The sequence below is a fragment of the Desulfovibrio cuneatus DSM 11391 genome (genome assembly GCF_000430005.1).
GTDB lineage: Bacteria > Desulfobacterota > Desulfovibrionia > Desulfovibrionales > Desulfovibrionaceae > Frigididesulfovibrio > Frigididesulfovibrio cuneatus.
Genome location: NZ_AUCY01000058.1, coordinates 1 through 10969, shown reverse-complemented (window position 1 = coordinate 10969; position 10969 = coordinate 1). Strand labels below are relative to the sequence as shown.

Below are 10969 nucleotides of genomic sequence, written 5' to 3'. Positions count from 1 at the left end.
TCGTGCCTAGCCAAACGAAAAAACTGCACGTTTCTCAAAGACAGCAGTACCGCTCTGCATTTACACATCGCCCCGCACGGGAAGCTCCTTTCTTGGCAGAAAACAAAAATCGACTTTTTCCGCTCTTGCGGCGGGTTGTGTGCTCCGGCGGCGTAGCCGCCTCTGCCCCGCCTTATCGCTCTACGGCTCGCTACGCTCGCGACGGCCGTCGGCTTTAGGGAAGGGTGGGAATACTATGGATGGCAGGGGTGAAGAGTGTGGCGTACTCTTTTCAGTCTTGCCATGGTTTTGGGGACCTTATGAAACGTGTTTTACCTTATACAATTCAATAGGGTATGCGGCGCTTCGCCGCACCTTACAGGTAATTCTTCGAGTTACCCCCCACCCTACGCGCGCTTTGCTGCGCCCGCCTACTCATGCGAAGTGCAGTAGTTTAGTGAAGCTTGGTTACAGTGTAGCAATTACTTTGTGTGGCGTTTACTTTGAGTACCTACGAAACCAAATAATCCACCTCACTCATGCCCTGCACGGTGTCTTCCCGTGCGAATATATTTGTGCAGCGTACGAGTCTTCGAGTGAGCGGAACAAATCTACTGAGCGCAGGCCGGGAACCCAGCGGGGTCACGGGGTGCAACCCCGTGGGTGTGGGGTTGTTAGGGGGCCGCACAAGGGCCCCCTAACCCTAGCGGAGCGGCAAACAAAACAAAAAACCACAAGCTGGGGCGGCGGCACGCCGCAAGAAAAACACCTAACATCCTAAGAATACTGGATCCCTGCCTGCGCAGGGACGTTGCTGGCGTGGTGGCACGCTGCACGAAACAATGCGCCCCGGCTCTCAAGAAAGCCGAGGCGCAGGCAACGCAGCCAAACGGAAAAAGACAGCGTTTCTCAGCGTTGCTGAGGTAAAATAAATTCCTGCCCACCCATATACGGCACCAAAGCCTTGGGCAGAACAACGCTACCATCTTCTTGCTGGCCATTTTCCATTACAGCCACCAGGGTGCGCCCCACCGCAAGGCCAGAGCCATTCAAGGTGTGGGCAAATTCCGGTTTGCCGCCGCCCGCGGGGCGGAAGCGAATGTTGGCCCGGCGGGCCTGAAAATCCATGCAGTTGGAGCAGGAGGATATTTCGCGGTATTTGTTCTGTCCTGGCAGCCACACTTCCAGGTCATACGTTTTGGCAGAGGCAAAGCCCATGTCCCCGGTGCACAGGGTAATCACGCGGTAGGGCAGTTCCAGGCGCTGCAGCAACGCTTCCGCATGGCCGCGCATACGTTCCAGTTCATCAAAGGAGCGTTCCGGGTGGGCAAAGCGCACCATTTCCACCTTGCTGAACTGGTGCTGGCGAATAAGGCCGCGTGTGTCTTTGCCATAGGCGCCAGCTTCGGAACGAAAGCACGGGGTGTGGGCTGTCAGGCCAATGGGCAGCATGCTTTCTTCCAGTATTTCTTCGGCAAACAGGTTGGTCAGGGGCACTTCTGCTGTGGGAATAAGGAAATAGTCCCAGGCTTCCATTTTAAACAGGTCTTCTTCAAACTTTGGCAAGTTGCCCGTGCCTGTCATGGTTTTGCGGTTTACCATAAGGGGGGGCTGCACTTCCGTGTAGCCATGTTCCCTGGTGTGTATGTCCAGAAACAGGGAAGCCAGAGCACGTTCCAGGCGGGCAGCCCAGCCCCAGTACACAGTAAAGCGGCTGCCTGCCAGCTTTGCACCCCGGTCAAAATCCAGGCCGCCTAGCGTTTCTGCCAGTTCCCAGTGTTCTTTGGGGGTAAAGGAGAAGGTGGGTACTTGCCCCCAGGTGTGCAGCACGGGGTTGTCTTCTTCGCTTTTGCCCAAAGGCACACTGGTGTGGGGCACGTTGGGTACGGAAAGCATCCAGTCGTTTTGCGCTGTTTGCACCCCTTCCAGTTCTTCACCCAGTACTTTGATGCGGGCATTCACTGCCCCCATGCGCTCCATAATGGCACTGGCGTCGCCCCCGGTGCGCTTTAGTTTGCCTACTTCAGCAGAAGCGCTGTTGCGTTCAGCCTTCAGGGTTTCACTTTCCGCAAGCAAGGCCCGGCGGCGTTCATCCAGGGCGGTAAATTCTTCAACGCGCATGGGTGAGTTTCTGTCGCACAGGGCTTTTTCCACAATTTCTGGCTGGCGTTGCAGTAATTTCAAGTCTAACATGGTGGCTCCTAGGGCGTTGGCCCCCAAAACATGGGGCGGTATGGCAGCACAGTGCGGCAGGGGCACTGAAATGATGAAAGAAAGAGAAGTGATATGGTAATTATTCATGGGCGTAACCCATGGGCGAACAGGCCACAGTGTACACAAGCCTTGGGCAAAACGCCAGACACAAGCACCTGCCTGGGCGGGTTATGTAAAAAATATTGAACATTCTTTTGGGAAACGGCCAAAAACAATACGAAATGAAGCGTCACGCTTTAGGTATATCTATCGGAAATAATAGTTATTTTATGTATGGATGAGCACCGCGTTTTGCTGAGTGGCAAGGAGAAAAAGCAGTGTAAAAAATGTTGGACGGGAAAACAGCCTTTTGGGGGCTAAAATAAGGGGTGCAAAAAATATTACCCTGAAAATATTGTATATTTTTAAAAATAACGTGTTTGGCACAGCCTTTGCACTACTAATTGCATACTTTCCTCCTTTGCAAGCCAATAATAAGGGCCGGAAGCGGTGTTTCGCTTCCGGCCCTGCTTGCGTTTAGTGACCTTTGCTATGCGGCGCAACAAAAAAATGAGGGAAAGGTGCTTACTGCTCCCCTAGGGTGGGGCACCAACCAAGGAGTGTATATGTGCTGCAAAAGGGGGCCAGAACAGCTTCCAGGGTGTGCAGGCACTGCTGTGAACAAAAAATTTCACGGGGCAGGCAGTTCACTTCCAGCAGCATTGTGGTTGCGGTATTTTTTGTCTGTTTTTTTGCCAGGGGGGTGCACTGCTGCACAGGCAACCCTGCCTGTGCCAGGGCTGTGGCAAGGGCGCTGTGCCATGCCTGGCTGTGGGCGTGTGGCTGGGTAGTGGCATTATGCTTCAGCAGAATAAACAGGGTGCAGCCAGGGGCAAGGCTTTCCGTTTCACGCGCAAGTACCCAAAAGGCCGCGCCTTTATGGTGCGTGCAGGCAATGCATTTGCAGCCGCTACGGGCCAGTGCCTTAAGGAACTGCGCCCCGGCAAGGGTGCCTGGGTTGGGGGCGGGCACCACAGCTGCGTGGCATGCCCCGCTGGCAAGTGGGGCCAGGGCTTTTTGGCTGGGGCCACTATGGGCATAGCAAGGCTGGGAACCAAAAATGGCAAGGGCAGCCAAGTGGGCAGGGCTACCTGGCTGGCCCGCACAGGCTACGTGTTCTTGTTGCTGGGTAGCGCGGGAAGCAGAGAGAATTTCCCGGTATATGGCCTGAACCTGTTGCGGCGGCATATTCAGGTGCCCCAGAGCGGCAACCCGCTCCAGCAGGGCCGCTTCACGCTGGGGGCGGAACACGGAATCTATTTTGCCCTGCTTGGCAGCACCAACAGCGTGGCTGATGGCGGCGCGGCGGCACAGCAGGTCTACCAGTTCAGTGTCAATGGTATCAAGCTGTTGGCGCAGAACGGCCAGTTCTGCCTCCAGCCGGGAGTTGGCGCTATCTGGTTGCGGGCAGGCGGGTGCTTTGAAGGTCATGCAGGCTCCTTGGTGTTGAGGAATGTATGACACAGCTCTGTGTATTCCTCAAGGGAAGGGCTTGTGTTTTGCTGGCACATCAGGTACCCGCAAAGGATGCAACACTCATCATCATTTCTTGTGGCCGTGGCATTAAGCGGCGGGGCAGACAGTCTGTTCACCCTGGTGCGCCTGCACCGGGCCGGGGTGCCTGTTTTGGGCATTCACGGGCGTTTTGCCCAGCACCTTGGCCTTGGGCTGCAATGTGCCGGTGCTGACCCCCTTGCCGTGGAAGCGGGCCTTGCCGCTGCCTGCCAGCGCCTTGGGGTGCCGTTTTTTGTGGCGGATTGCGCCGAAGCCTTCATGCAGCAGGTGGTTACGCCTTTTGTGCAGGCTTACGCCAGGGGCAACACGCCAAACCCGTGTGCCCATTGTAATGCCACCATCAAGTTCGGTGCTTTCTTGCAGGAAGCCCAAAAGCACGGGGCTACCCACCTTGCCACCGGGCACTATGTGCGGCTGGTTCCCGCTGCCGGGGGCCAAGCCCATGCGCTTGAAGGCGAAGGGGCAGAACCCAGTGCCGTTGAGCAAGGGGTATCTCTTATTTATGAAGGCGACGCCCTGGTGGCTGCCCTGCGCCATGCACCTGCCATTCCTTTGGCCGATGCCTTTGGTGCCCCTGCCACCATGCTGGAAAGGAACGCATTCCCGCTGCCGCTTTTGTTGCAAGGGGCAGATATACGCAAAGACCAGAGCTATTTTCTTTCCCTTGTGCCGGGGGCAGCCTTGGCCCATGCCCTGTTCCCCTTGGGGAAGGCCCATAAAAGTGTTGTGTTGCAAGAACTTGAAGCCCTTGGTTTTACTCCGCCCCAGGGTAAGGAAAGCCAGGAAGTGTGCTTTGTACCGGGGGACGATTATCGCGCTTTTGTCCCGCCCGTGGCAGAACAACTGGGCATTCCCCTTGGGCAACCCGGCCCTGTGCTGCTGCCGGACGGCACCCGCCTTGGCACCCACCAGGGGCTTTGGCAATATACTGAAGGCCAGCGCAAGGGCCTTGGGGTGTGCTGGAAAGAGCCCCTGTATGTACTGGATAAAAAACGCGACGAGAATATTTTGCTGCTTGGTCCACGCGGGGCAGAAGGCATTCACGGCTGCGTGTGCCATGAGGTGAACGAAGCGGTGCCCCGTCACCTGTGGCCCCAAACCCTGCTGGCCAAAACCCGCTACCGCGAAGCCCCCAAGCCCTGCCGGGCCGAAATAGTGGAAACAGCCACCGGGCCAGAGTTGCATATTCACTTTTTGGAACCGGAAGACAACGTGGCCCCTGGGCAAGTTGCTGCCCTGTATGCCCCCCTGCATGGTCATGTGGAAGAAGACGGCAGGCCAGTGTTGTGCGTTGTGGCTGGCGGTGTAATTGTCAGAGCGGTGAAACGCTGAGCGTTTCCCGAAGCCGTTTTAATCAGTCTTTCATTATCATATAGTGCACATGGCAAGCCGCTCCTGTTTTATTAGGGTATATGCCAATCCTTTTTTTGGGCCTTGACTGCATTGTCAACTGTGCCCGCTTGCCGTATGGTGGGGGCGTTGTCCACTTTCATTCTAGCCACAGGAGGCTAACCGTGTCTCGACCACTTACCGTTGCTGTTGTTGGCGCCACAGGCGCAGTTGGGCGTGAAATGCTGAGTACCCTGGAACGCCGCAATTTTCCTGCTACCAGAATTATTCCCCTTGCCTCTTCCCGTTCCGCTGGCACCACCGTGCCCTATATGGGGGGGGAACTTACCGTGCAGGAACTGAAAGATGACTCGTTCAACGGGGTGGACCTGGCCTTGTTTTCCGCCGGTGGCAGCACTTCCCTTGCCTTTGCCCCCAAGGCTGTGGCCGCTGGCTGCACCGTGGTGGATAACTCCAGCACATGGCGCATGGACCCGCGCTGCCCGCTGGTGGTGCCGGAAGTGAACCCCCAGGCATTGCAAAACCACCAGGGCATTATTGCCAACCCCAACTGTTCCACCATTCAAATGGTGGTGGCCCTTGCCCCCCTGCACAAGGCTGCGGGCATTCGCCGGGTGGTGGTTTCCACCTATCAGGCTGTTTCCGGCACCGGGCAAAAAGCCATTGAAGAGCTGGAAATGCAGGTGCGCCAAATGTTCAACCTGCAAGAGCCGGAAGCAAAAGTATACCCCTACCGCATTGCGTTTAACTGCCTGCCGCAAATTGATGTCTTCCTTGACAACGACTACACCAAGGAAGAAATGAAAATGACGGAAGAAACCGTTAAAATTATGGGCGATGCCAACATAAAGGTGAGCGCCACCGCAGTGCGCGTGCCTGTGTTCTACGGGCATGCTGAATCAGTTAACATCGAATTCAGCAAGCCCTTAAGTGCCAAAGACGCCCGCGCTATTTTGAGCAGCGCCCCCGGTGTGCAGGTGTATGATAACCCTGAAATAAAGCTCTACCCCATGCCTATTGAGGCTGCCGGGGAAGATGAAGTGTTTGTGGGCCGTATTCGCGAAGACTTTACCAACCCCAATACCCTGAACATGTGGGTGGTGGCAGATAACATTCGCAAAGGCGCAGCCCTGAACGCCGTGCAAATTGCCGAGCGCCTTGTGGCTGAAGATCTCGTGCGCGTTACCAACCGCAAAGCTTTTGCCTAGGGGAAACACTGATTTTTTCCGTTTGGCGGCGTTTCTCGCTTTTTTCGAGGCGGGGCAGGGCCAAAGAGCCCAGCACCCACCTCAAAAAAAGCTCGTGCCTTGCCAAACGAAAAAACTGAGTGTTTCCTGTGCGTCACATAATGCCCTTTTAAGGGTGCACAACTTCCCTAAAGCCGACGGCAGTCGCGAGCGTAGCGAGCCGTGGAGCGAGGGCGGAGGGTGCGGGTGGCTTGCCATCCGGCACATCTCCACGAAGCACAAGCGGAAAAACATAGGACGCTGTCCCCCAGCCCCCTGCAAGGGACGTGACGCCCCTTGACCCCCATTTGCGTTCAGCTTTTCGCAAAGCGAAAAACTGAACGCAAATGTGGGGTTCCAAGGGCATCATGCCCTTGGCGGTGGGATTTGGGGAGGCAGAGCCTCCCCAAATTTGCCTGGAACAACAGGAGATTTTTATGACCAATGCCATTCCTCTGCTTTCCACGGAAGAACAGGTGGCCCGCCTGTTGGCAACCCCGCGCCCCGGTGCGGAGAATATATTGGCGTATTATGAACACCGCATGGGGGGCATTGGCAAAGACCCGCGCCTGATGCTGTTGCCCCTGGACGACCACCTGGCCCACCGGGGCGACGGTGTGTTTGAAACCATCAAGTATATTGGTGGGCGGTTGTACCAGTTGCACGAGCATATGCAGCGCATGCAGCGTTCAGCCGACTCCATTTTTCTTGCCCCGCCCTGCTCGTGGGAGCAAATTCAGGAGCTGTGCCTGGCCGTGGCCCGCCATAGCGGGGAACAGCAGGGCACCTTGCGTGTGCTTTTGGGCCGTGGGCCCGGCGGCTTTGGCATTGCCCCTTCGGAGTGCCCGGAATCCAGCCTGTATATTATTGCCAGCCGTTTTACCCAGCCCACTGAAGCGTGGTATAACGCCGGGGTTAAGGGTTTTCGCACGACCATTCCTGCCAAGCAAAGCTACCTTGCCCGTATTAAAAACACCAACTACCTGCCTAACGTGCTGATGATGCATGAAGCCAAAGAACGCGGCATGGACGTGCCGTTTTGCTTTGATGCAGAAGGATTCCTGGCGGAAAGCGCCGTGGCCAACATTTGCCTTGTGAACCGCGAGGGCGTGGTGGAAGTGCCGCGCTTTACCAATTCCTTGCCGGGTACCACCCTGCTACGGGCCATGGCATTGCTGGAAGGTAAGCGCCAATGGGTGCACCGCAGTATTGCCGAAGCAGATATTTTGAAAGCCGAGGAAGTGCTGATGCTGGGTACAGGGCCGGAATGCGTTGCCGTGGTAAGCTATGAAGGCACCCCCATTGGCAATGGCACCCCCGGTGAAACAAGCCGCCTTATGCGCGCGCTTATTCACAGCGACATGCTGGAAAACGGCGTGCCCTTTGCCCAAGGCGCGGTGTGAACCTGCCAGAAAGAGAACAATTGCCCGCCTCAGGGTGCATACAGGCTGTGCTCCACACCGGGGTGCAGCCTGTGCTGTGTTTTTGCAATACCAGCAAAACCTGGGGCGGCGGGGAAAAATGGCACCTTGAAGCCGCCCTGGCCATGGCCCGGCGCGGCTACAGGGTGTTTTTGGTGTGCCAAGCCAACAGCGCATTGTATGAACGGGCAGGGGAACACCCGGAACTGGAGCTGTTCCCGGTGCGCCTTGGGCGTTTTTCTTTTCTCAACCCCATGTTTATGGGGGTATTGACCAATTTTTTGCGCCATAACGCTGTGCATGCTGTGGTGTTGAACTTGCCTTCCGACCTGAAATGTATTGCCCCTGCCGCACAAAAAGCCGGGGTGGCGCGTATTTTTTACCGCCGGGGCAGTGCCATTGCCGTAAAAAATAGCTGGATGAACCGCCGCCTGTTTGGCCTGCTCACCGGGGTTATTGTGAATTCACAGGCTACGCGGGACACCCTGTTGCAGAACAATACCTCCCTTGTAGCGCCGGAACGTGTGCACCTGCTGCCCAATGGGGTGGACATTGCCGCCTTTGACGCGGCCTTGCAGGCATTGCCAGAGCAGCCTGATAAGGGAACGCCCCCTGCCCAAAGCACCCGGCCACTGGTTATTGGTACCGCAGGCCGGTTAAGCCCGGAAAAGGCCCAGCATTTGCTCCTGTTGCTGGGGGCGGCTTTGCAGCCCTTGGGGGTGCCGTTTCAGCTTGTTATTGCAGGCAGCGGCCCACGCCTTGAAGCCCTGCACGCACTTGCAGAGCGCCTGGGCGTGCAGGAGCATGTGGAGTTTATGGGCTTTCAGGAAAATTTAGCTTCTTTTTGGCAGCGCATCGACTTGTTTGTGTTGCCTTCCTTGTGGGAAGGGTTTGGTTACGTGCTGGTGGAAGCCATGCTGGCCCGCAAGCCTGTGTTTGCTTTTAACGTGAGCAACATGCCAAACCTAGTGCAGCAAGGGGTAAACGGCAGGCTGTTCCCCCTGCCCCGCGGAGCAGAAACCCTGGAAGAGGCTGGGCCATTACAGCAAATGGCGGAAGCGGCCATGCAATTGTGGCAACACCCGGAACAGGGCAAGGCCATGGGGGAAGCGGGCAGGGCCTTTGTGGAGGCCAACTTTTCCCAGGAAGCTGCCATGCACACGCTGGAAGCGTTGTTGCGGTGACTGTATACGGGGGCTGTGTGGAGCGTTGCGTGTTATGCCCCTACACTTCTTACTCATTGCCTTTTGCCCAGCCGTACCTATAGTATGTTTGGTTCTTGATCTAACAAGCACGGATTACAATGCCTTTTGGGAAACGCTCAGTTGTTCGTTTCCCCCACGCTTTACACTAGCCGAGTCCCTATGCCCGAACTACCCGAAGTTGAAACCGTTGTGCGTACCCTTGCCCCCCAAGTAACGGGCAAGGTTATTCATAACATGCATATTTTGCACGCAAAAAGCCTGCAAAGCCCTACGGTGCAGGTCGCCAGTGCCTTGCACCACGCCACCATTGAGCGGGTGTTCCGCCGGGCAAAGTTGGTTATGCTGCAATGCCGTGCCCTGCACCCGTTGCACCCGGAAACCAACGCCCAATTTTTCATGGCCTTTCACCTGAAAATGACAGGCCGTTTTTTTGTGCACCCCGGCAACACTGCCCCGTTAAAGCACACCCGCTTGATTTTTGACATGGTCCAGGCCGACCAAATGGACAAAGCACACCAGGCCAACAACCTGCACCGCCTGTTCTTTGATGACATGCGTACCTTTGGCTATTGCCGCGTTATGCTACCGCATGAGCTGGACATATGGGACTTTTGGCAAAAGCTTGGGCCGGAACCTTTGGAAACAGTTGCCAAGAGTTTGGCCCAGCGCCTGCACGCCAAGCGGGGTAGCATTAAGGCCGTGTTGCTGGACCAAACTGTGGTGGCGGGTATTGGGAATATTTATGCGGATGAAGCCCTGTTCCAGGCGGGCATTGTGCCCACTGCCGCAGCCAGCAGCCTGAGCATGCCGCGCCTAACCCGGCTGGCCCAGGCCGTGCAAAATGTGCTGCAACGTTCCATTGAAGAATGTGGCAGTTCCATACGCGATTACCGCGACGCCAATGGCGATGCAGGCTCGTTCCAGAACAATTTTTTTGTGTATGGCCGCAAAGGGGCCTTGTGCCGGGTGTGCAACACCCCGCTGGATTGTAGCAAAGTGGCAGGGCGCACCACAGTGTGGTGCCGTAATTGCCAGAAAGGGTAGAGCGGCTACCACACCCCTTCCCCCCTGACGCGGTTTGTGGTAAGCGAAGAACATCCGGCCTGCGCCATGGCGGCAATGGCCTGTGTCAACCATGTAACTTACGCGAAAACAAAGGTTTTCCATGAAAGTCATCATTTTTTGCGGCGGCAAAGGCACACGCCTGCGCGAAGAAACCGAGTTCAAACCAAAACCCATGGTAGAAGTCGGCGGCCGCCCCATCATGTGGCACATCATGCAGCGTTACGCACGCTACGGTATTAAAGACTTTGTTCTGCCCCTTGGCTATAAGGGCGAAGTTATTAAACAATATTTTCACGACTACAAAATTCGCAACTCTGACTTTACCATAGACATGGCCTCCGGCGCTCTGGATATTCATGAATCCAAGGGCATAGACTGGCGCGTTACCCTGTGCGACACAGGGGAAGATACGGAAAAAGGAGCACGCATAAAGCGGGTGGCCAAGTACATTGGCAACGAACCTTTTATGGCAACCTATGGTGACGGCGTGGCGGACATTGATATTGACGCCCTGCTCAAGTTCCACAAAAGCCACGGCAAGCTGGGTACCTTTACCGGGGTGCGTATGCCTTCGCGTTTTGGTACCGTTAGCACAGGGCCGGAAGGGGAAGTGCTGGGCTGGCAGGAAAAGCCCATTCTGAACCAGTTTACCAACTGCGGCTTTTTTGTGTTTGAACCGGAATTTCTGGAATACTTGGACGAAGACCCTTCTTGCGACCTTGAAAAGGAACCGCTGGAGCGGCTTGCCTCACAGGGGCAGTTGGCCATGTACCGGCATGAAGGATTTTGGCAGTGCATGGACACCTTGCGTGACTATCAGCTCCTTTCTTCCATGTGGGAGAAGGGGAACGCCCCCTGGATGAAATAGGGGAAACACTGTCTTTTTCCGTTTGGCGGCGTAAAGCCAGCTACTTGCTTTGTGTTTTGTTTTGGGCGTGGCACGTTGGTAAAACTA

Annotated in this window: 8 protein-coding genes; 6 read left to right on the top strand and 2 right to left on the bottom strand. The window is 56.1% G+C overall.

What is annotated here, in order from left to right:
• Nucleotides 1-888: 888 nt before the first annotated feature.
• Together serS and G497_RS19325 are read right to left on the bottom strand one after the other, a co-directional pair.
• Nucleotides 889-2172 carry a serine--tRNA ligase gene (serS, locus tag G497_RS0112100; RefSeq protein WP_027188338.1) on the bottom strand — a complete coding sequence of 428 codons (1284 nt, stop codon included), beginning with the start codon at nt 2170-2172 and terminating at the stop codon, nt 889-891.
• A 585-nt stretch (nt 2173-2757) separates the two neighbouring features.
• A complete protein-coding gene (locus G497_RS19325; RefSeq protein ID WP_027188337.1) occupies nt 2758-3663 on the bottom strand; it encodes a chorismate mutase in 906 nt (301 codons plus the stop codon).
• A gap of 96 nt (nt 3664-3759) precedes the next feature.
• Between G497_RS19325 and G497_RS0112085 the strand changes: the two genes are divergently transcribed.
• The 6 genes from G497_RS0112085 (at nt 3760) to rfbF (ending at nt 10882) form a co-directional block, all read left to right on the top strand.
• Nucleotides 3760-5079, top strand: a complete 1320-nt coding sequence (locus G497_RS0112085; protein WP_027188336.1) for a tRNA-specific 2-thiouridylase — start codon at nt 3760-3762, stop codon at nt 5077-5079.
• Between the two features lie 182 nt (nt 5080-5261).
• Complete coding sequence (locus tag G497_RS0112080; protein WP_027188335.1) at nt 5262-6305, top strand: aspartate-semialdehyde dehydrogenase; 1044 nt, start codon at nt 5262-5264, stop codon at nt 6303-6305.
• Between the two features lie 455 nt (nt 6306-6760).
• Nucleotides 6761-7726, top strand: a complete 966-nt coding sequence (locus G497_RS0112075; RefSeq protein ID WP_084516280.1) for an aminotransferase class IV — start codon at nt 6761-6763, stop codon at nt 7724-7726.
• A complete protein-coding gene (locus tag G497_RS0112070; protein ID WP_051258098.1) occupies nt 7723-8928 on the top strand; it encodes a glycosyltransferase in 1206 nt (401 codons plus the stop codon). Before G497_RS0112075 ends, G497_RS0112070 begins: the two co-directional genes overlap by 4 nt.
• Nucleotides 8929-9108: 180 nt before the next feature.
• Nucleotides 9109-9993, top strand: a complete 885-nt coding sequence (gene mutM / locus G497_RS0112065; protein WP_027188332.1) for a bifunctional DNA-formamidopyrimidine glycosylase/DNA-(apurinic or apyrimidinic site) lyase — start codon at nt 9109-9111, stop codon at nt 9991-9993.
• 121 nt (nt 9994-10114) lie between these two features.
• Nucleotides 10115-10882, top strand: coding sequence for a glucose-1-phosphate cytidylyltransferase (gene rfbF, locus G497_RS0112060; protein ID WP_027188331.1), 768 nt, complete (start codon nt 10115-10117; stop codon nt 10880-10882).
• The last annotated feature ends 87 nt before the right edge of the window (nt 10883-10969 follow it).